This is a genomic window from Ruminococcus albus AD2013 (genome assembly GCF_000526775.1).
GTDB lineage: Bacteria > Bacillota > Clostridia > Oscillospirales > Ruminococcaceae > Hominimerdicola > Hominimerdicola alba_A.
Genome location: NZ_JAGS01000001.1, coordinates 212,418 through 234,045, shown reverse-complemented (window position 1 = coordinate 234,045; position 21,628 = coordinate 212,418). Strand labels below are relative to the sequence as shown.

At 44.4% G+C, this 21,628-nt stretch carries 13 protein-coding genes; all 13 read right to left on the bottom strand.

Going from position 1 to position 21,628, the window contains the following annotated elements:
* Positions 1-229: 229 nt before the first annotated feature.
* Positions 230-2,245 carry an ABC transporter permease gene (locus N773_RS0101050; protein ID WP_024856031.1) on the bottom strand — a complete coding sequence of 672 codons (2,016 nt, stop codon included), beginning with the start codon at positions 2,243-2,245 and terminating at the stop codon, positions 230-232.
* Positions 2,235-3,002 (bottom strand): ABC transporter ATP-binding protein, encoded by a 768-nt coding sequence (locus tag N773_RS0101045; protein WP_024856030.1) that lies wholly within the window; start codon positions 3,000-3,002, stop codon positions 2,235-2,237. The genes N773_RS0101050 and N773_RS0101045 overlap by 11 nt, the downstream gene beginning before the upstream one ends.
* A gap of 13 nt (positions 3,003-3,015) precedes the next feature.
* On the bottom strand, positions 3,016-3,234 hold the full coding sequence (locus tag N773_RS0101040; protein ID WP_024856029.1) for a hypothetical protein: 219 nt from the start codon (positions 3,232-3,234) through the stop codon (positions 3,016-3,018).
* 117 nt (positions 3,235-3,351) lie between these two features.
* The gene (locus N773_RS0101035) at positions 3,352-3,543 is read right to left on the bottom strand and encodes a hypothetical protein (RefSeq protein ID WP_024856028.1); all 192 of its coding nucleotides are present in this window, start codon (positions 3,541-3,543) and stop codon (positions 3,352-3,354) included.
* 104 nt (positions 3,544-3,647) lie between these two features.
* On the bottom strand, positions 3,648-3,872 hold the full coding sequence (locus N773_RS0101030; protein ID WP_024856027.1) for a hypothetical protein: 225 nt from the start codon (positions 3,870-3,872) through the stop codon (positions 3,648-3,650).
* Between the two features lie 182 nt (positions 3,873-4,054).
* Positions 4,055-5,053, bottom strand: a complete 999-nt coding sequence (locus tag N773_RS0101025; RefSeq protein ID WP_024856026.1) for a sensor histidine kinase — start codon at positions 5,051-5,053, stop codon at positions 4,055-4,057.
* Positions 5,050-5,712: a response regulator transcription factor gene (locus N773_RS0101020; protein ID WP_024856025.1), complete on the bottom strand. Its 663-nt coding sequence runs from the start codon at positions 5,710-5,712 to the stop codon at positions 5,050-5,052. Before N773_RS0101020 ends, N773_RS0101025 begins: the two co-directional genes overlap by 4 nt.
* A gap of 151 nt (positions 5,713-5,863) precedes the next feature.
* Entirely contained in the window at positions 5,864-8,878 is a 3,015-nt protein-coding gene (locus N773_RS0101015) for a glycoside hydrolase family 9 protein (RefSeq protein WP_024856024.1), read from the bottom strand.
* 615 nt (positions 8,879-9,493) lie between these two features.
* Positions 9,494-12,190 (bottom strand): glycoside hydrolase family 9 protein, encoded by a 2,697-nt coding sequence (locus tag N773_RS0101010; protein WP_024856023.1) that lies wholly within the window; start codon positions 12,188-12,190, stop codon positions 9,494-9,496.
* A gap of 358 nt (positions 12,191-12,548) precedes the next feature.
* The gene (locus N773_RS0101005) at positions 12,549-15,047 is read right to left on the bottom strand and encodes a fibronectin type III domain-containing protein (protein ID WP_024856022.1); all 2,499 of its coding nucleotides are present in this window, start codon (positions 15,045-15,047) and stop codon (positions 12,549-12,551) included.
* Positions 15,048-15,361: 314 nt separating this feature from the next.
* Positions 15,362-17,719: a glycoside hydrolase family 11 protein gene (locus N773_RS20945; RefSeq protein ID WP_024856021.1), complete on the bottom strand. Its 2,358-nt coding sequence runs from the start codon at positions 17,717-17,719 to the stop codon at positions 15,362-15,364.
* Positions 17,720-18,383: 664 nt separating this feature from the next.
* Entirely contained in the window at positions 18,384-19,886 is a 1,503-nt protein-coding gene (locus N773_RS0100995; RefSeq protein WP_024856020.1) for a dockerin type I repeat-containing protein, read from the bottom strand.
* Positions 19,887-19,929: 43 nt separating this feature from the next.
* Positions 19,930-21,444, bottom strand: a complete 1,515-nt coding sequence (locus N773_RS0100990) for a dockerin type I repeat-containing protein (protein ID WP_024856019.1) — start codon at positions 21,442-21,444, stop codon at positions 19,930-19,932.
* Positions 21,445-21,628: the final 184 nt, after the last annotated feature.

The following is a 21,628-nucleotide window of genomic DNA, read 5'->3' as shown; positions in this document are numbered from 1 at the left end:
AATGTTAATTTATTAAGGTATCTTACTATTTTTAATTGTATCATCGTTGCCGAAAAATGTCAATACCAATCTTGTAAAAACTAAACATAAAGTCGCGAAATCGATTAAACTTTTTGTTAATATATTATACGATACACAACATTGGAAAATTTATTGAAATTTTAAACAAAAAGACAGATGTGCGGTCGGGCACATCTGTTTTTCTGCTTTATAAAAATATCCGTTTTGTCTATTTTCTCTCTTTGATTATACTCTTGCTGCTGAAGAATGTTATGAGGAAATATCCGCCGTAGATCAGAGCAAGTATCAGTGAGGTAACAGTTATGGAAAGTCCCATATCCTCGGTACCGAATACCTCCAATGTCTTTACTGCAAAGTTCATGCCGAATACCGAATGTAGCACTGCAAGTATCAGGGGAATAAGGAAGAATATGCCTGTCTGTCTGAACAGTGATCTGTTGAGATCCTTTTCGTCTGCACCTATCTTTCTGAGCATCTCATATCTGCCTACACTGTCAGCACTCTCAGAAAGCTCTTTCAGCGCAAGTATCGCTCCGCTTGCTATCAGGAATACAAGTCCTACATAAAGTCCCACGAATGTAGCGATAGCACCTAAGCCAGCCGAATTTCTGTTAACTTCCTGGCGCGATGTGAACATGCAGGCGCCGAAATTTTGGTTTTTCATCAGTTCGTTGATTTTGTTATTTACGGTCTTTTCAGCTGTGTCTTTGTCATCGGAAAGATAGTTGCCTATAAAGTATTCCATTTCCAGCGGACTCGATTCCGTTATAACATCGTCGGGTACTACTATTATACCCTCGTTGGTCTTTGTTGAGCCGATCGAGATAAATCCATCGACTGTATCATCGTACTGCGATCTCAGCGTTCTGCCGAATACATTTATCTCATCGCCTTTGTCAAGGGTGCGGTCACGCAGTTCTTTAGTAGACTTGAAATTGCAGGAAACGATAAAGCTGTCTTTCTCAAGTTCAAGTTCGTCTCTGCCGTAAAGTCTCATAAGGTCGTTGTAATCACTGACTTTTACTATATACTCGGGATAATCGAACATTATCATACTATTACTTTTCTTGATCTCTTCCGCATCTTCGCCCAGTAATTTTTCAAATGTCAGACTTTCATCCAGGTAGGTGTAAAAATGAACATATTCACTGAAATCTTCAGTAATATCAATACCCTCCTCCTCAACGATCTTCATAACGTCATGTTCCGGATAATGACCGTTTAAATAGAACTGAAGGTCGTAATCCGCAGGGCAGAGTTCCTTGATATTTTTGTTCAGCGAATTGCGTATGCAAAAGGCTGCCGCAAGCATACAGATAGTTACGAAAAGCATAAGGCATATCATCGTCATGGACATTACCATAGTGTTCACCTTGCTGCTTATCTGGCGGAATGTGAAACTGTTAAGGCTGCGGAAGTACATACCCTTCATGGACATCACTGTGCGCAGAAGCATACCGGATACCGACCAGAATATAAAGAAAGTTGAAACAGCACCTGTTATGATGCTTCCTATGAATTTTGCTCTGCTGAGATCCTGATATCCCGCAGTTACTGTGTAGTAAGCCGCACCCAGAGCTATGGCGGATATGATGAATATAACCACGCATACGATTGGATTTTTCAGCTTTATCTGCTCGGAGCGTTTGCCCGACTGCATAAGATCAATAAGCTTCATCTTTGTGACCACTATGCTGTTGAATATCATCACAACCAAGTACATCACACCGAAGTAGAGGATCGTCTTTGTTATCGCCTTTACAGATACCGTGAACTTGTATGCGGTCATATCAGCTTCAAAAAGGTTCGCCACCAGTGCACTCATCAGCTGAGAAAGTCCTATGCCCACCAGCAGACCCGCTGCCAGTGAACCCAGACCGATGATACCTGTCTCTATAAGCAGCAGCCTTGATATACTACCCTTGCCCATGCCGAGAGTCATATAAAGTGCGAACTCCCGCTTTCTTCTCTTCATCAGAAAACGGCTGGCATAAACTATCAGCAGACCCAGTACGCCTGCCACGAAAATGCTTATGCCCGAGAGGACGGTGGAAAGCAGATCAATTATCTCATAGCTGCTTTCGTCCAGCTTCATCATGGCAGCCTGTCCGCTGATGGCGTTGAAAACGTAGAAGACCGAAACGCCTATCATCAGCGTGAAAAAATATATCGCATAGTCCCGCAGACTTCTGCGGATATTGCTTATCGAGAGCTTAAAGAGCATCGCTCATGTCACCTCCCAGAAGAGTTACTACATCTATTATCTTATCAAAAAACTGCTTGCGTGTATCACTGCCGCGATTTATCTCGTTGAATATCTTGCCGTCCTTGATGAATACCACACGGCTCGCATAGCTCGCAGTGAAACTGTCGTGGGTGACCATCATTATCGTTGTGCCGCACTCAGTGTTCAGATAACGGAAACGTTCGAGCAGCATCTTTGCCGACTTTGAATCCAGCGCACCTGTAGGTTCGTCAGCAAGTACAAGTTTAGGAGAAGTAACAATGGCACGGGCGGAAGCTACTCGCTGTTTCTGTCCGCCTGACATCTGGTAAGGGTATTTCGAGAGTACCTCGGTTATGCCAAGCTGTTCTGCAACTGTATTAACTGCTGTTTCTATCTCCTTGACAGGTTTCTTCTGTATAGACAGTGCCAGTGCGATATTCTCGTAAGCTGTCAGGGTATCCAGCAGGTTAAAATCCTGAAAGATGAAACCCAGCTTCTCTCTTCTGAACTTATTGAGCGCCTTGCCCTTTATCTCGGTGATATCGCTGTCTTCCAGATAGATATGACCTGCGGTAACACGGTCGATGGTGGAAATGCAGTTGAGCAGTGTGGTCTTACCGCTTCCCGATGCTCCCATTATAGCAACGAACTCGCCTTTTGATACGCTCATGGATATATCATCTATCGCCTTGGTAAGGCTCGATCTGCTGCCGTAGTATTTTTCGATATTCTCTATCCTCAGTAATTTCTCCATTATCTGTTTCTCCTTATCTTTGATATTCATTAAGACTGCATATCTCGCAGTGATCTTCTCTTTTGTTGAGGTAAGCCAGATACGCAAAAGCATATCCCAGTGAAGCAGTACCAAAAGCCGCGATGCTCATGATATCGAATCCTCTTATCTTTACGCAGTGTACTGCGATATATATCATTATAAATGCTATAAGCACTGTGCTCATCATGAGCATTTTTCTTGTCTCTTTCATACCTGTCACCTTTCTTCTGTTGGGTTTCCTTTACTGTATCTATATTATATCATACGTTCTGCTGTCTGTCGTTATTTCTATCTTACGCAACATTACAGATTTGTAATGTTGATATCTTTATAAAATCTGCTCTGCTTTCATTTTGTCATACTTTGTCTTTGCCGAACAGTACATTACGGTGCATATTGCAAGTACCGTAGTTCCCTGAGTATCAAAACTTCCTGTCTGAACAGTATTTATTACCATGCCTGCCAGAACTGCCATCATCGTTGCAAAACAAATCATTACCGAGATCTTTACCTTTTTCATAATTATCGACCTTTCCGCTTTAGCTCAATTTAATGTCTCAGGGTCGTTCCCCTTACTGTATCTATATTATATCATACGTTCTGCTGTCTGTCGTTATTTCTATCTTACGCAACATTACAATTCTGTAATGTTGGGTCTTCATCCTCTGCCTCTTCGGTCTCCTCTTTGTACTTCTGTGAAGCGCAGCAGTAGATGCCTGTACCGAAAGCTATCATCGTGCCAAGTGCGGGATCGAACACATCTGTGTGCGAGTAGTTTATCACCGCTATCAGAAACATAACGATCGTTGCCAGTGCGCTTATCACCATTACTTTTCTTGTGTTCTCCATAAAATATCATCCCTTCTTTTGTTACTTTTTTCGTGGGGTCTTTCCCCTTGCTGTGATCAAAGTATAACACAAAAAGGTGATCGGGTCGATATTTTAATATTACCTGACATTACAGTTTTGTAATGTTACTGATGGCATAAATACTCCCATATCCCGTGATCGGAATATGGGAGAGATGTATTCTACTGCTGAATATCGTGAAGCTTATCCTTGCCGAAAACTATGGTTATCTCGGTATATTTCCCCTGCACCGAATCTGCCTGCACGCTGTGTCCAAGCTTCGTACAGAGCATTTTTACTATATACAGACCCATGCCTGTTGACTTGGTATGAGTTCTTCCGTTTTCACCCGTGAATGACTTTTCAAAAATATATGGCAGGTCGCTTTCGGGAATACCAATGCCGTTATCACGGAAATGCAGTACGGTCTTGTCATCGTAGTCCTCTGCATAGACTTTTATCTCGTTTGCTTCGTACTTTATGCTGTTGCCCATCAGCTGCCCCAGCATAAATGCCAGCCACTTTGAATCGGTCATTACTTCGATATCAAGCCCCTCAGCCGAAAGCGAAATATTGCGTTCCAGAAGTTCACTGCGATTCTTTATTGCTATCTCGCTGAATACACGTTTCAGCGATACCGACTTGATGATATAATCCTTTTCAGCGTTGCGGCTTCGGGCGTAGTAAAGCACGTTCTCGATGTAATCATCAATGCGTTTCAACTGTTCTGAATAACGTGTACTTCCGTCGTTGTGGCACATCAGCTGAAGACTTGCCACGGGGAGTTTTACCTCGTGCACCCACATCTCGATATACTCGCGGAATTCAAGATTTTCGCGGCGGTACTCGGCTATGTGTTCGCACATCGCTTTGTCGGACTGCCTGAGAACATCGCATAGAAGTCTGCCGTCAAAAAAGTCAGGAGTTTCGGTCATTTCTACCAGAAGATATTTTTTATCAAGATTATCAAGGCAGTATATAAGCTTATCATAGAAACTCTTTTTCCTGAAAAATGTCCATAGTTCGGAAAAGGCACCGCCAATAAGGAGTATCACATATACTATGATGATGCACTCCCTGCTGATATGGAAAGCTGACATAAATATCAGCGCTATGACCAATGCGGAAAGGTATATCATGTATGCAGAAAGTCTGTCCTTTAAATATTCGGTGAAACTCATTTCAGTACATACCCCTGTTTCTTTCTGGTCTCGATGGCGTCTTCAAAGCCAAGGTCGGCAAGCTTTCCGCGGAGCCTGCTTATGTTCACAGAGAGCGCGTTGTCGTTGACGAACTCGTCATTGTCCCATAGGGCGGTCATAAGGTCATCGCGGGTGACTATCTCACCTTGTCTGTCAAGCAGCAGCTGAAAAATTATCATCTCGTTTTTAGTAAGCACCTGCTCTTTGCCGTTACGGTCGATGCTTCCCTTGACGGTGCTGACCTCGGCATCGTGATACATCTGGGAACCGCTTGTTTTGGTAAAGCGTTTAAGCACAGCGGATATCCTCAGCAGAAGTATCGTCGGGTTATAGGGCTTGGTGATATAATCATCAGCGCCGAAGCTCATGGAAAGCACCTCATCTATCTCTGTGCTCCTGCTGGTCAGCATAATAACAGGGGTATCGCTGACCTTGCGGAATTCCTGCAAAAGGGTCTCGCCGCCCACAAAGGGGAGGTTTATATCCAGCAGTATAAGGTCAGCCCCCGAGGACTTCATCTGTTCAAGAGCAGTACTTAGGTCAGTTACAGCATGAACATCATACCCTGAATTTTTTAGCAGAGTTGCCACTTCATCGCGCAGTACGGTATCGTCTTCGATTATCATTATCTTTTTCATGATCTTTCTCCTGTTCCAAGATATTCATATAATCATCGCTTTAATAATTATATCTTATTTACTTCGATACGTCAAGCGCGTAAACGCGCATTTACGTAAAAAACGGCAGTTTCCGAAGAAACTGCCGTTTTAGGTTCTGTGAAACTATATATTACTTAACAGTAACAGTGATAGCGTTCTTGATAGGATCAGTTGTATTCCACTTACCGTTAACTCTTGCAGCAACTGCTACCTTGTAGCTCATGCCGGGAGTCAGGTTCTTAGGAGTTACATAGCTGTTTGTGGTGATGTTAGTTGTCTGAACTCTCCACTTACCAGCCAGGTATACAGCGATGCCGTACTTGTCAGCGCCCTGTACCTTGTCCCATACGAACTGGATCTGGTGATACTGAGTGTTGTAATTAGCCTTAACGTTCTTAGGATAATCATCAGTAGGAATAGGAGTAGAACCACCGTTAGCATTATCCATCATGAATGTTGTCATCCATACCAGAGGAGCGTTCCAGTTGATGGTTACTTCGTTTACAGACCAAGACTCTGCGCTGTCTACGTAGCACTTCTGGTTAGCCAGTGTGCCTCTCTTGTAGCCCAGACCGCCGATGTAAGGATCCTGCATACCAGCACCGGGACCACCGGACAGAACTCCATCAGGAGCCTTCGGGAATTCAGGATCTATACCATTGGACCAGAATCTGTGGTGAGGCCATTCCATAGTCTTGTCGCCGTAGCCGGAAACATAGGAGAAGCCAAGACCGTTACGTCCGAAGATGTAGTCCAGAGCTTCAGCAGCACCGTTCAGGTACTTAGAGCTCTTAGAAGCATCATAAGCATAAGCAAGTACCATTGCGTTGTTGATTACGAAGGAGTTGGAACCCCACTCATAACCTGTTACATCGATACCTTCGCCGATGTTGATAGCATCCTGGAATGTTGCACCCTTGTAAGGAATGCCCATGCCTTCCTTGCTCATCTGAGTTACATAAGCATCAGCTGCAGATGTGATAGAAGACTTGATTGCGCTCTGCTCGGAAGAAGAGAGCTTGCCGGAGTTCAGGTACAGAGAAAGGGTACCCAGACCGGATGTACAACCCCAGTTGAAGGAGCTGAATGAACCGTTGTTCTCGCCGCCGCCCAGGTTAGTTGTCAGGCTGAATGCCTTATCATTGCCGGACTTATCGTTGGGGTTGCTGTACTTCTTGAGGAAGCTATAGTAAGTAGAATCGCCTGTTGTTGCGAAGAGTTCGCAAGCTGCCCAGTAAGCATCGTCTACTACATAGGTATCGCCGTAAGCACCGCCGCCGATAGCCTGATCCAGAGGAGCAAAGTAAGGATCAGTAGAAGAATCGCCCTGCTTAACATTCCACTTGCTCTCCTTAGCCATTATAGCTGTCCAGCTGGACTTAGCGTGGCTCAGGCACTCCTGAGCAAAGCTGTCATCGATGCCCTTCCACAGACGTGCTGCCTGTGCTGCGCAAGCGATCATGTTGAATGTAGCTGCATAGGTTGCGGGCTTAACTATACGAACTGTGCCCCAGCCCTTCTCGCCGTTCTCCATCTTTTCCTTATCATAGTCCCAAGACTTGGTAGCCAGACCTGTCCACTTATGGTCGTGCAGCTTGTGATATACAAATCCGTCGCTGTCGATCATCTTGAACATCCACTCCAGCTCATATCTTGCTTCATCAAGGATATCAGGAGCCTTGTCAGTGTTCTCGGGGATAGCTATAGTGCCGTTTGTCCACTTCTTGGTGGTGCCGTTCTTCTTGGTGAACTCATAGTCGTTCTGGAGAGTCCATACAGAGATACCGCCGTTAACAACGTACTTACCGTGGTCACCAGCATCGTACCATCCGCCTGTACCGTCGATAGTCTTGCTCTTCTCACCATCGGAGAAATCGCTGTCATAAGACTTGACCCACTTGCTCTGAACGTAAGCAGTATCAGGATTATGACCATACTTATCGTGAGCCAGCTTGCTCTTATCACCGGAAGTGATGTACTGAGACTTTATCGGAACGCCGGAACGGTTCTGATAGTAGTAGTTCATGGAGTCCTTCAGGAGCTGCTCACCATAGATGCTGTCGCTGATCTCGAAATCATGGCTCTTGTTCATTACGAACTGCTTCTTGGTCTTAGGATTTGTCCATACAAGATTGCCATTGCTGTACTTGGTATCGTTTGCACCCTTATTAAGCAAAACCTGAGTGCCGCTTACACCAACAGTATCCTTTACGAAGATATTATATGTACCCTTGGTCTGGAAGTCGGAGAAATCAATGATATGTACATAAGAACCGCTGTCCTTGAATCTGGTAACATTCTGGTTGCCTACCTTAACAGTAGTAGTCTTGCCTGTACCTGAATCAGGGTCATCACCGAATACCTTTGTTGTGCCCTTATACTTAACGTTGCCGTTCTTATCTCTGATCTCATACTGCAGAGGTGAAGAAGCGTCAGTTACATAAGAAGCCTTCTTAGCGAGCTTGGTATAATAACCCAGCTGGTTCAGACGAACGTTGCTCTCAGGTCTTACAACACCCATCTCATCGGAAGGATCCCATTCATCAACACCGATAAGTGAAAGGTTATCGAACTTCAGGACTGTACCGTTAGGGAAGCAGTCAACATCCTGATACTGACCCTTGCCGCCGTAGTGGAATGCCCACTCAGCAACTTCAACATCCTGCTCAGCAGTAAATGTTGCATCAAATTCATTATGACCCTTCTGGATCTTTACGCAGTTCCAGCACTGATTGAATGTGCCGTCTGTGTTGTTGTTGTGCCAAACTTCAACAGTTCCGCCGTAGTTACCGATCTTGGTGTACATCTCACCATCGCTGGTAGAATCAACTTCCCAGTGTACGGTATACTTACTGCCTGCACGAATCTTGAGCTTTCTGTGACGAAGCTGGAGATCCCATCTGGACTCGGGGCCGTCGTTGTTTTCAATAGTTACGTTGTAAGTACCGCCGCTGATGTCGAAAGACTGCTTAGCGGGGTTGGTCTCACAAGTGTGCCAAGGCAGACCTACGCCGTCATCAAAATTAGTTGCTCCGAGCATTTCGCCATCTGCAAATGCGCTGAAAGGAGCCATTGCAGCTGCTGTGGACAGAGAAACAACGCTTGCCAGAAGACCACTGGCAATTTTCTTCATTGGATTCTGCATGAATTAACCCTCCCTGAAAAAATAGAAAAAATTAAATTTGTTTGTGCTGCGGCATCAGTGCGACTGTCGCAACCACGCTCATTGTTGAATGAGAAATAAGGAAGCCGTTTTGCACGACTTGCACCACCCTTTTTTCCACCTGTTTATATTATAATAGATTTCTCAAAAAAGTCAATTGTTTTGATTAAATTTCATTTACTTTAACGATTACGCACGTGTTTATTTATACAATACGTACAACTCGTGATATGTCAAAAGTCAAGTAAAAACTGTTTTATCGTATAGTCTGTTAATTCTTAGCAGATTACATATGAATAAGTTGTATTATCACAAGTTAAAGCTTAATATACCTACAATAATCAATATTCTTTTATGCTGTTTCAGGCAGATATCCTTGAAAAAGTTCTGAAATGTCCATATAAATTCATTTCACAATTCAAGTCAATATCTTCACATCTGAGTTTTAAAAAATATTTAACATTTGTTGCTGTTAACAATTATCGCAAACGTTTTCTTGAATATTTTGTTCATTACATCCTTTGATCATTCTTACCGACAAAAAAAGCGGCAGCTTTCGAAAAAGCTGCCGTTATAGGATATGTTAAACTTTGTTTTTTACTTTACAGTAACGGTTATAGCATTCTTGATAGGATCAGTTGTATTCCACTTACCGTTTACTCTTGCAGCAACTGCTACCTTGTAGGTCATGCCGGGAGTCAGGTTCTTGGGAGTTACATAGCTGTTAGTAGTAACATTGGAAGTCTGGACTCTCCACTTGCCTGCCAGGTATACAGCGATGCCGTACTTGTCAGCGCCCTGTACCTTATCCCATACGAACTGTACCTGATGATACTGAGTATTGTAATTAGCCTTTACGTTTGTAGGATAGTCAGTTGTCTGAGTGCTGCTCTTCTGGGTTGTAACTGTTATAGCCTTAGAGTAGTCACCATCGTATTTGCCGTTGTTGTTTGCAAGAACTGCTACCTTGTAGCTTGTACCTGCTGCCAGACCGCTGACGGTGTAGCTGTTAGCGGTAGTCTCAGCAAGACCTGTCCACTTGCCGTTCTTGTAGATGTATACGCCGTACTTGGATACGCCGCTTACCTTGTTCCAGCTGATCTTTGCGGAGGAGGTAGTTACACTATCGCACTTAACGGTAGGATTGCTTATTGTAGAGCTTGATTCGCCGCCGTTTCTCTTGAACTTATACTCGGAACCTGTTGCAGTTGTTCCGTCAGGCTCAGTACCCCAAACGAGTACGCCGTTTACGTACATAGGAATATTCTTGTTGAGAGCAGAATCGCTCTTGATGTCGGAAGCTGTTGCTAAACCGCCCTTGTAAGACCAGTCGTTTGTAGGATCCCAAGCGCCTGCGGTAGACTTGCCGTTTATAGCATCGGGGATAGAGATCCTGAACTGTACTTCATCTCTGTGCTCGCTCTGACCAGTAGGCTGGATAGCTCTGCCGTCCTCGAACTTGACCTTAGCATAAAGTGTTTTGCCGGACTTATCGCCCTCGTATACATAAGGACCACTTACAGTACCGTAACCCTGCTCGCCTTCCTTATACTGCTGGCTGTTGCTTATTACCTTGATGTCGTCGATAGTCAGACCTGCGTCGAAAATCTCGGAAGCATCAAAGAAGTATCTGTATTCGATATCCTTAGCAACTCTTGCAGGCCAAGCGGTATGGTTCATAGCCCATGCCTTGATCTCGGAGTAGCTGTTGCCCTTGCCGTTAAGAACTGCTGCGACTTCCCATTCAGCCCACTTGGGAGTTTCCTTTACAGGGAAGTTATTGAGAGGTTTTCCGCCATAATCGTCGATCATAGCACACAGACAAGCAGTGTAGCCTGCGTTGTAGTCGATAGCAACCTCTGTATACTGGAAGTCAGCTACCTTGTAATCGCCGTAGTCGCCTGAACTGTCAGGACCGCCGATAAGCGCACCATAGAGAGTATGAGCATATTCTGTCTGCCAGCCTTCGTTTCCTCCGGATTCCTGACCGAGCTCGTTCCAGTGGTCATCGTGTACGCCGGAAGCGGTTCTGTGGTGGATAGCAGTAGGAGACTTATCGCCCATACCGAGAACATAGCTGTAGCCCATTTCGTTATCGCCAAAGCAGTAGTTCATCTGGAGATCGCCCCATTTGCTGAACTTATTCTCAACATCTGTACCCTTGAAGAGTGTATCAGAACCGAGCTTTGCAAGGAATGCTGTAGTAGTAGCGTGACGCAGACAGCCCCACTGGAACAGCCATGAAAGTCCCTTAGGTGTTATCTTGCCAAAGAAAGGCTTGGAATCCTCGCCCATCCAGTAAGTGAGGTGACGCTTTACGTGAGCAGTCCATTCCTTGTTACCTGTTATCTGAGCGTAGAGGAAAGCTGCACCCTGTGAGGTATCGTCCCAGCAGAGACCCCATGTGAACTTACGAGCTGTATCCTGTTCTTCCTTCGGGAATAACGGGATATAATCCTGTTCAACCTTATTGAGATATGACTTATCCCCTGTTGCCTTGTAAAGCCAGAGAGCAGCAAACATACAGTCGTCTACCCATGACTCTGTTTTGTACATACCTGTCATACCGCCGATATCTGAACAGTCTCTTATCTGGTCAGCTCCCTTGAAAAGGGACTTAGCGTGCTTGAGGTATTCGCTAGCTCTGTCGGGATCTGTATCCTTGAATACAAGATATCCTTCTGCAAGAGCAGCAGCAGAAAGACCTGCAACAGAAGCATTCTCGATCACATCATACGGACGCTTCCAGTCACCGTTGTTGAGGTGATGTTTGCGGAGATAAACTTCTGAGCTGCACCAGATGTTATGGTCAGTAGAACCACCTTTGAAATCACCGATAGTTCCGACCATTTTTCCGTTGCCCATATCGCAGTTCATTACATAGTCAAGTCCCCACTGGAGATTGTTTCTGTAAAGCTCGCCCATGCCTGCATTATCGACAGCATCTTTGTACTCAAGGTAGCCCCATGCAAGCATTGAAGCTGAATAAGCATTTGTAAGACAGAACTTGAAGTGGTCGCCTGCATCGAACCAGCCGCCCTTTACATAGTCAGTCTCATTGCCGTCTTCATCGACCATACAGTCGTCCTTCCACTGTACGGTGTTCCACTCGGGAAGTACACCCGACTGCTGTACCTCATAGAAGAACATAGACTTCTGGAGTGCCTCTGCATAGTTGTATGCCGAAGCTGCATTTGCCGTCAGTACCGGTGAACTGTTCTGAGGCAGTACAGAAACCATTCCTGCTGCCATAACAAGTGCCGAAACTGCTGCGGTAATCTTCTTAAATATCATTTCCATTCTCCTCTCGATAATTAAAGATTTCCGGTTTAGGCATAATAAATATAATATCCCTATATTTTTAAAATATACTATATTGTTTGTTGTTTGTCAATAGCTAATATAATTAATTAAACGATTACATGAAACAAAATCATTTAACGTATACACATTTTATCTTATCATATCAGTGCAGATTATTCCGAAAAACATACAAATTTCGCAGATACAGACAAGTTTTTCCGCCGCATATACTTACTAAAAAATCGATACCTTACATAATCTCAAAGAAATAAACGTGCAATTTTACCAAAACAAAAACAGGACAAAGAGAACAGCCTCTTTGTCCTGTGATATTCATATCAATGATCTGTTATTCTCTGATGGTAACCTCGAAAGTTCTGGATTCAAACTTTCTCAGATCCCACTCGCCGTTTATTCTTGCACAAACAACCATCTTGTAGGTGCCTGGCTCAAATTCAGGCGAGATAACGCTTGTAACGTCAGCGTCTTCTCTTGCAACTACGACCCATTCACCGTTCTTATAGATAGCGATAGCGTATCTTTCTGCATTTTCAACAGGTGTCCAGGTGAGCTTGAATCTCTTGTGGGATACTTCAACATCCACACCCGGGAACTTCGACTTGCAGCCAACACCAATTGCATTGGAGGTATCGGTGCTCCAGCTGCCGTTTGCATAAGCGATAACAGCTACCTTATAAACTGTTCCGGGGTTCAGACCCTTTATCTCGTAAGATGTACCGTCTACTTCCTCGAACTTGCGCCATACACCGCTGATATAAGCACATACAGCATATTTCTCGGCATCGGCTACAGGTGTCCATGAAAGCACTGCAGAACCATTGCCTGCTTCGTAAGAAAGCTTAGTAGCAGTAGACAGCTTGTCGATCTTTATCGTTCTGACATCGGTATACTCAACGCCCTCGATGGTCGCTGTTGCAGTATATATCTTCTTGCCCTCGGTGTTGTATGTAGGATTGATGATCTTCACTGAGATCTCAGCTTCGGCTGTAAGAGTATCACCGCACTTATCGCAGATGACATTTACAGTTGCACCGCTTGCATTCTTTTTCCATATCCACTCGGTCTTGGTATAAGAATGACCGGTTGCGTGAAGAACTATTTCCTTTGTTTCTGTGTATACCTCACCGCCAAAGGTTACAGTTGCAGTATAATAACCCTCGCCGTCCTTGGTACAGGTAGCGTCCATTATCTTAGAAGTTACGACAGCCTTTATATTCTCAACGTGGTCACAGTCTTCGCATTTAAATGAAGCCACAGCCGACCTGTGATCCTCTGCCCACTTCCACTCAGGCTCGCCATAGGTGTGACCTGTTGCGGGTATCTTCCAGGAATCCTTCTCGATCTCCTGATATGCACCGTCTGCAAAAATGTAGAATTTTCCGTCAGAACCTTCAAAATAACCGCTATTGCCATCCTTATCGCATGAAGCATCAGCTGCTTCATGCCAGGTGTACTTTATTTCAACATCAAAGAAGCAATAAGCCTCACCACCGAAATAATTCTCGGTCTCGGGTATTGTTGCCTTTACAACGTATTTACCGACCTCAGCAGGAACTTTATCGGTATAGGTCTTGTCATCAGAATCAATCGGCTTGTACTCGAAAGTAACTTCGCCATCGCCCTTGTTGCCTTCAACAACAGGAACTGAGGGTTCATCGCCGATAGCCCAGTTAGCTACGTATACAGAGGGTTCGATATCTGCTTTTCCAACAGTAACTTTCACAGCCTTGGCTGTGCAGTTGCCCATGCCATCCAGCTTATACCATACATTATATTCGCCTGCATCAGTTACCTTAGGTGTTTCCTCGGTGTAAGTGCCGTTAGCCGAAAGGCTGTAGACCAACTTAGCACCCTTTACAGAACCTGCTTTAACAAGCTCATGCTCTTCTTCGTCATATACCAGTTCCTCTTCAACAGCAACAGGAGCAGTGAAATCGGAAATTGCCTTTACTTCACCTGTGAAAGAAAGTGCGTTTGAACCAACAGCTTCAACAGTTGAATAAGTATCCTTTATAGTTACCTTGCCGCCCATACCATCGGAAATAGGGTTAATGATAGCTGCATCAGTACACTTACCGTCTATCAGGCAGTTATTTACAGTTATGTCAGCATTAGGACCGCACCAGCCTACAAGTGCGCAGGCAACGTCGGTAGCGCTTACAGTACCGCTGAAAGCGCAGTTTGTGAGCTTTACAGATGTTCCATAGCTGTGACCCACAAGACCACCGTTATGGGTTCCGCCACTTATATCAGCAGTAACCAGTACATTCTCCATCTCCAGAGTGCCCAGCACAGCGCCAACAACGCCTGCAGAATGTATACCGCTCTTAACAGAACCGTCTACTGTCAGATTCTTGATAACAGCGTCCTTAACGCCGCAGAAAGGTGCAGCGCAGTGAGTCATCTTATCTGCGTCCTTTTTGGACTCATCTATCTTTAAAGTCATTGTATGACCGTTGCCGTCAAATATACCTGAGAAAGGACGGCTCACGGTCTCTGTGGGATGCTCGTTCTTGCCGATCATCTCGGTAACTGTTATATCCTTTGTAAGCTTGAAATACTTGCCGCTGAAGCTTTCGCCTTCATTTACCTTTTCAGCAAGCTGTTTCCATTCCTCAGCAGATGCGATCTGAAAAGGATCAGCCTTAGTGCCCTTTCCTTTACCGCTCCAGATCTCTTTTTCTTCTTTCTCTTTCTCAGCGGTAACAGCAACAACAGCTGTTCCATCTTTTGAAATAGTTTCTGCGCTGACAGGCATCATTCCTGCCGCAAGCACAAATGCCAGAAGTCCTGCAGTTGCTTTTTTCAGAGTATTGTTTCCACTCATTGGCTTGTTCCTCCTTACGTGAACATCAACAGTGCGCACAGCGCATATTTCCGATATACCTCTCACCTCAGCCGATACCGACCTCGTGATACGGTATATATGTCTCCGTTTTTGTTTTTTGATATCTCATAACCGTAAAAAATATATGCCACGGCCATATAAGTAATTTTTTATATTATATCACACTTTATACACTACGTCAATCATTTTCACAGAAATTTCAGTAATTGACATATATTTTAACAAAAAGATCGAAGGAGACCTCAAATGAGATCTCCTCCGAACTTTTTAATATGGTCTTTTAAATGAAATTATCAGCTTGCTCTTGTGTAAACCTGACCACCGTTGAGGGACTTGCCCTTAGCCTTGAACATATCAGAGATTGTAACTACCTGATAGCCCTTAGACTTCAGCCAGGGAAGAACGTTCTCCATAGCAGTTGCTGTATTGTCATAAGTCTCGTGACAAAGAACAATAGCGCCGTCCAGAGAACCGTTGTTAGCTGCATTCTTGATAGTGTTCTCGATCTGGTATGCAGATGCGCCGTTCCAGTCCTGAGTATCGATAGCGCAGGTGATCAGGGGAACATCGTTCAGAGTCTGCTGTACCTGCCAGTTGGAAGCCAGGTAAGGCAGTCTCATCAGCTTAGAAGGCTCTGCGCCGATGATGCTCTTCAGCTTGCTTGCGCAGTTGTCATACTCAGAACGGATCTGGTAAGACTGTATCTCAGTCAGATTGGGGTGAGAAGTGGTGTGGTTTGCGATCTCCATGCCCTTGCTGTAAGCATCGCGAACCTGATCGGGCTTGCCGATCCAGTTGCCAACATAGAAGAATGTTGCGCGGAAGCCGTTCTTATAGAGAGCGTCGATGATCTTCTGACCGGAATAACCCTGTGCAGTACCGTCATCGAAAGAGATAGCTACCATAGGCTTGCTGGGGTCAACGTAGTAACCGTTGTTGCCACCGTTGTTGCCACCGTTGTTACCACCATTGTTTCCACCGTTGTTTCCGCCGTTATTGCCGCCGTTGTTACCGCCGTTATTTCCTTCGTTACCGCCGTTGTTAGTGTATATAGGGGTGCGGTACTGAATGTTGTTGTAGGATCTGGTAGTAACTACTACGTAGCTGTCCAGAGCGCCTGCAGTATCCCACTTACCGTTTACTCTTGCAGCAATTGCTACTCTGTAGCTCATGTTAGGAGTAAGACCCTTGGGTGTAGTGTAAGAAGTACCGGAAATGTTGGAATCCTGAACTCTCCACTTGCCTGCCAGATAAACTGCGATGCCGTACTTGTCAGCGCCCTTTACAGCGTCCCAAGTGAATCTCATCTGCTTGTACTGGTTGTTGTATTCCATCTTTACGTTGGAAGGAGTGGTTGCGCTGCTGCCGCCGGTGGAACCTGTACCGGTAGCGGAGCTGCCGGAAGCAACATAGCCCTTGTTAGCGATTATAGCTCTGTCAACATAGATGTCGCACAGGCTGTCGGGAGCTTCAACATACATCTTAACATTGGATGCGCCCGAAGGAATTGTGAAGCTTGTGTTCTCCAGCTTGGACCACTTGCCTGCTGTGCAGGAACCCTCAGCTATCTGAGTGTAATTTGTGGAACCGTTCTGATCATACTGCATAGACAGCTGAACAGTTGTGCTCTCGGTAGGATTTACCATAGCGCTGAAGCTGTAGGTGCTGCCGGGCTTGAAAGTAGAAGTGTTGATCTCTACCTCACCGCCGTTCCAGTTATCAGTTCTGCCGCTTACATACAGGGACTTGCTGCCCTCATAAGCCTTGGAAGAAGATGATGCTACACTTGCAGAACCTCTGCCGCTCCAGTAATTGGTGCCTTTCTCGAAAGTAGCGGAGTACAGTGTACCTTCAATCTCGGATTCCTCCTCAACGGGGTCGGGTGTGTAGCCACTGTCGCCCTCATACATATTCAGAGTAACGTTAGCCTGACCATCGGACTCCCAACCTTCAACGTTGAAAGCAACCTCGTACAGGTTACCCATCTTCATGCCCATGGACTCCCAAGCCTTGAAGTGCTCGGAAACGCTGATGGTACCCTTTGTTCTCAGGTTCTGACGGATGCTGATGTACTGTGTGAAATTCTTGTTGCCCTCGATGGTGTAGGAATTTCTTGCACAGGTATATATCTTGTACTGGCTTCCGTCAATATTTGCGGTACCCTTGTACTGTGCAGAACCATCCTGTGCAGGAGACCAGTTCTTCCAGTCTTCAATGATGTAGTACTCTACCAGAGGATTCTGTGCCCAGCCGTAGATACAGATTCTGGAGTTACCGGATGAACCTGCATACCAGCTGCAGTCGTAGTCACAGTAGAAAGGCTTATAATCCTTATAAGTCTTAGGGTTATTCAGACCCCAGTACAGACCACGACGAGCGAGGAAGTTACCTCTCGAATTGTTAGGACCACACTTCCACTGTGTGCTGAAACCGCCGTCATTATCGTGCAGTGTCATAGTAGAAGAGTTAGGAGTATCTGCCTGCCAGATCTCGTGGTGGTAGTCGTTGTACCAGCCAACTTCCTGTGTGTGTGAAGGGCTCGTAGTGAGCGTCTTGGCTGCAGATGCAGTAACTGATGATATAATAGGTGAAACCATCAGCACTCCGGCAACAAAAGCGCTAGCAATGCGTTTTGAAACGGATTTCTTCATAAACCAATTACCTCTCTTTCAGTTTAAGTTTGGGTGTTCGGACGGTCCAACCACATTCCATCGGGAACCTCCCCCGAGATGCAAAAACATGGGCCCAATGCACATCTGTAATGACACCCGGCAGATCATGCGATGCTGGATTTCTCACTACCGCTGACTGATCTTTGTCATAATCGAAGTGCAATAGTGTTTTCGCAATTTTTGACCGTCTCTATTAAAAATTTTACCAAATTTGCGAAAATTTACAAGGCATTTTTTGCTGATTAAACGACTACATTTGTTAATTATTGCGATTAATTGCCAAACAGCATAAAAAAAATCGCTCCAAACCTGTTGAAATTAGGGGCTTTTCGGTACAACTTGTATCCTAAAAATGTTAAATGTAAAAATTTCGACCATACAAATAAGCAATAAACGATACGAAATAATTTCGTAATAATTTTAACGAATAATTGAAAATCCCCATGTTTTCGGACTTTTTGTAAAAGCGTGCCAATTATTAAAAATCGATAAAATAGCAATATCTCGTTCACATTGACCAATTATTGCTTTTTTGCCCTATTTTATGAAACCTATACACAGAAAACGAGACTGCCAATATTTGGTCAGTCCCGCTTTGAAAACATATTCAGATCGCTACGGCTGTATCAGCTGTCCTCTCCCATCATATATACTTTGAAGGGATAGGCTTCCTGCCTTTAACGTGTGCCGCTATGGTAATGATATCATTGATATCTATTATGCCTGATTCGTTAACGTCAGCAGTCAAAGGTCCTCTTCCGTCAAGGAACCTTCTGCCCTTGATGTGTGCCGCGATCATAACGACATCGGTAACATCGATAACACCGTCGCGGTTGCAGTCACCCAGCAGCAAAGGTTTTTTGTTGATCGTCACGTTGAATTTCTGCATATCCTTTGTATCAGTAACATTCAGCTTGCTGCGGCTCAGCGTGTAATCCCTGCTGTCGCCCTTGTTGTCGATATAAAGAGTGTAGGTCTCAGGCTTTACATTATACAGACAGTATCCTTTCTCGGGATACTCAAATACGAAATTCAGGTCTTCGATGCTCTTAGGCAGATTAGCAGTTCTTACAGAGCCGCCGCCTCCGCCGAATACAGGTGAACCTGTGTCCAGAGTATATATCCAGTCATAATCGTAATCCATTTCAGCTGATGGAGCTTCATTGGAGATCCAGAACTCAACATAACCATCCTTATCGGGGATAGGTGTGGTTATCACAGAACCGCTGTGATAGACAGCCGAAAACGTAAGTTTGCTTTGATCGCCGCGGAGGTCAAATACCAGGGTGTGATTTTCATTAAAACTTGAAGTTTCTTTGGTTATTTTCAGATTTTCATCAGCAAGCCCCGGGAAAGCGTCATTGAACTTCATTCTTACCTTGCTGTAAGTAACAGGTTTATTATATACCTCACAGTAATCACCTACATAACCACCGCTGCAATATATTTTATACTTTCCGGTATCCGCATTAAAGGATTTTTTCTCACCGGCGTGCTGATACATAAAGTAATTGCCTTTTAAGTCGCAGTTCTGACTATCTTCGTAGGGTTCCAGTTTGACATAGCTGGAGGTATTTTTCAAATCGGGGAATTTACTATCGATATCAACAAAGACAGTATTTGCAGGTACAGTCATGGTATCAACGACCGTCATTTTATTTATGTCATTATAATAATAGTAGCATTCATCGTCCAGTCTGATATAGTATTTATGATCGCTGTAACTGCTGTACTTGGTACTCCTGCCGTTCATCAGCCCACCTCCCGGACGCAAGCCTTTCAGCTTATCGGGAATGAATTCATCATATGGTATGCTGCTCCTCTTGCTGTAGTTTTTCATATCAGCCTGAGAATGGATATCTGAAAAATCGTATAAAGTATCATCCAAAATTTTCAGATTGCCCTCAGCACCTGTGAATTCCGCAACTTTTTTGCCTGAACTGTCCTTTATGGCAAACTTCATGTTCGAGATATCAACATCTTCTCCCGCCTTGACGCCGATATTCATGTAAGGCTTGTTCTGCCTTATCTCCGTTGCTGAATCCGCCGGCAGATCATCGATATGTGTTTGTGCACCTGCAGGTATTGCGCACATCACAGCGACCGCCATAACTGCCGAAAGAACTCTGATCTTCTTTGAAATCATAATTAACATCTCCTTTTTAAAGTATACTATAATAATGTATTTATCATACTTCCTTGTAGGGTATCAGCCTTTTGCCCTTAACATGGGCTGCTACAGCTGTAATATCAGCTACATTGATGCTGTTGGATCCATTCACATCAGCAGCTACAATGCTTCTGCCCTTAAGTATTCTGACACCCCTGACATGAGCAGCTAAAACTATTATATCGTTAACATTTATGATACCGTTGCGGTCACAGTCACCAAGGATCAGCGACTTTTTTTTCACCTTGACATTCGCGGTCTGCATCTTCCTGGTGTCGGTGACTGTGAAGCTGTTTCCCGAGATATCATAATCCCTTACGTCGATCTTGTCCTCCATAACTATGGTGTACTTATCTGGCTTGAGTGCTGCAACACAGTATCCTGACTCAGGGAATTCCATTAGCACGCTGATCTTTTCTCTGGTCTTCGGAAGATCTGCTTCTATACTGGAACCGCCATCCAGACCGAATCTTGCAGAACCGTCAACCATTTTGAAATAGCTGAACGAGTATGACATTTCTGCCGCAATAGCTTCATCGCTTACCCAGAACTCAACATAGCCGTCTGAATCTGGAACAAAAGCCGTTAACACAGATCCGCTGTAACACAATGTTGAAACTACAGCATAACTCAGCGAAGAATCCAGAACCGTGCTCATCTTTCCTCTGAGATCGTATGTAACGGAGAACTCGTCAGGAGATTGATCGTACTGTCTGGTTATTTTAAGATTATTGTCCGCTAAACCGGGGAACGCTTCATTGAACTTCATCCTGACCTTTGAATACTTTACTGCGTGATCGGAAACATAACAGTACGAAGCGCCTCTAACGTCGGAACAAGCAATTGTGTATTTTCCTTTGCCCGCGGATATCGTTTCTCTCTTACCGGCATGATCATACATGATGAATCTGTTATCCTTAGTTATCCCGCACTTCTGACTGCTTTCCGACGGTATAAAATAACAGTTGTCGGTTTCATTCTCAGTTTGCAGGAATCTTTTATCCACATCAATTACTATCTTATTGGCTGGAACAGTCATCGTATCAACTATCTTGAAAGTTGACTTGTCATTATATGTAAGGTATAGCTCATCATCGGGTCCTACATCGATACCTCTGTCACCCTCCCAGTAATATTTGATACCGTTGATCTCTATTTTGCCTGAGGGGTAGTTGCTCTTGTAATCAGCACCGGTATAATACGGTTCGAGAAAGCGGTTTTCATATCTGGCTTTTTCCTTATAGCTGTCAACATCGTGTATGCCCGTAAGATCAACAGCTGTACCGTCAAGTACCTGAAGCTCGCCGTTCTTGCCGGTGAAGGTCGCAACCTTTTCACCCTTTGAATTTTTCAGTGCAAACTTGATATTGCTGATATCCGTGCCGCCTGAAGACTGCATATTGATGTTCAGATATGGCTTGTTTAGACGGACTCCCGTGACGATATTACGCTTTATGTTTTCTGCCGAGGCAGTGACCGTTGTAAACAGCATCATTGCCGCTGCCGAAAACGCAGCGATCTTTTTTAACATCATCTCATTTCTCCTTATTGATATTAGTGTTATCATTACAGCGTATCATCGCCGTATATTTAGAATAATATCACGATTTTAAACTTTTGTCAATCATTCCCAATATATTTTTTCAAGGGATCGATCGTTATCTGCATAAGATCTGTACAATAAATCTCCCTCGATCCTATAATTCGTAAATTTTTTT

What these genes read in the sequence shown, in the direction of transcription:
- N773_RS0101015 (WP_024856024.1), bottom strand. Translation starts at nt 8,878, where the DNA reads ATGCAGAATCCAATGAAGAAAATTGCCAGTGGTCTTCTGGCAAGCGTT.
- N773_RS0100995 (WP_024856020.1), bottom strand. Translation starts at nt 19,886, where the DNA reads ATGATTTCAAAGAAGATCAGAGTTCTTTCGGCAGTTATGGCGGTCGCT.
- N773_RS0101045 (WP_024856030.1), bottom strand. Translation starts at nt 3,002, where the DNA reads ATGGAGAAATTACTGAGGATAGAGAATATCGAAAAATACTACGGCAGC.
- N773_RS0101040 (WP_024856029.1), bottom strand. Translation starts at nt 3,234, where the DNA reads ATGAAAGAGACAAGAAAAATGCTCATGATGAGCACAGTGCTTATAGCA.
- N773_RS0101050 (WP_024856031.1), bottom strand. Translation starts at nt 2,245, where the DNA reads ATGCTCTTTAAGCTCTCGATAAGCAATATCCGCAGAAGTCTGCGGGAC.
- N773_RS20945 (WP_024856021.1), bottom strand. Translation starts at nt 17,719, where the DNA reads ATGAAGAAATCCGTTTCAAAACGCATTGCTAGCGCTTTTGTTGCCGGA.
- N773_RS0100990 (WP_024856019.1), bottom strand. Translation starts at nt 21,444, where the DNA reads ATGATGTTAAAAAAGATCGCTGCGTTTTCGGCAGCGGCAATGATGCTG.
- N773_RS0101010 (WP_024856023.1), bottom strand. Translation starts at nt 12,190, where the DNA reads ATGATATTTAAGAAGATTACCGCAGCAGTTTCGGCACTTGTTATGGCA.
- N773_RS0101020 (WP_024856025.1), bottom strand. Translation starts at nt 5,712, where the DNA reads ATGAAAAAGATAATGATAATCGAAGACGATACCGTACTGCGCGATGAA.
- N773_RS0101035 (WP_024856028.1), bottom strand. Translation starts at nt 3,543, where the DNA reads ATGAAAAAGGTAAAGATCTCGGTAATGATTTGTTTTGCAACGATGATG.
- N773_RS0101025 (WP_024856026.1), bottom strand. Translation starts at nt 5,053, where the DNA reads ATGAGTTTCACCGAATATTTAAAGGACAGACTTTCTGCATACATGATA.
- N773_RS0101030 (WP_024856027.1), bottom strand. Translation starts at nt 3,872, where the DNA reads ATGGAGAACACAAGAAAAGTAATGGTGATAAGCGCACTGGCAACGATC.
- N773_RS0101005 (WP_024856022.1), bottom strand. Translation starts at nt 15,047, where the DNA reads ATGAGTGGAAACAATACTCTGAAAAAAGCAACTGCAGGACTTCTGGCA.